The sequence below is a fragment of the Campylobacter concisus genome, assembly GCF_002913765.1.
In the GTDB taxonomy this organism is placed as follows: Bacteria; Campylobacterota; Campylobacteria; order Campylobacterales; family Campylobacteraceae; genus Campylobacter_A; species Campylobacter_A concisus_BB.
Genome location: NZ_PPCH01000006.1, coordinates 1 through 324, shown reverse-complemented (window position 1 = coordinate 324; position 324 = coordinate 1). Strand labels below are relative to the sequence as shown.

Annotated in this window: 1 protein-coding gene; it reads right to left on the bottom strand. The window is 35.2% G+C overall.

Annotation, left to right across the window (positions count from 1 at the left end; all coding sequences use genetic code 11):
• On the bottom strand, window positions 1–324 hold a 324-nt coding region (locus tag CYO89_RS10275), incomplete at both ends, for a hypothetical protein (RefSeq protein ID WP_181001860.1).

The following is a 324-nucleotide window of genomic DNA, read 5'->3' as shown; positions in this document are numbered from 1 at the left end:
TTAGGGTTATTTGGATTGATGATCTCTGCTGTTACGTTGTTATCTTTACCTGGGTTTAGATCAACTGGGATATCAATCTTACCTTTATCGATATCATCTTGGTTGATTGGTTTTTCAGTCTTTTTACCATTGTCATCAGTAACTACTACTTTATCACCTGGTTTTACTGAACCATCTTTTGGTATAGTAACTTCTACTGTTGTTTTACCAGCATCTTTGTCACCAGCTTTGTTTTCATCATCAGAAATTTTGCCATCTTTGTTTGTATCTTCTGGGAATTTAATTTCTGGGTTGCTTGGTTTTCTGCTAAATTCGCTGTCAAGT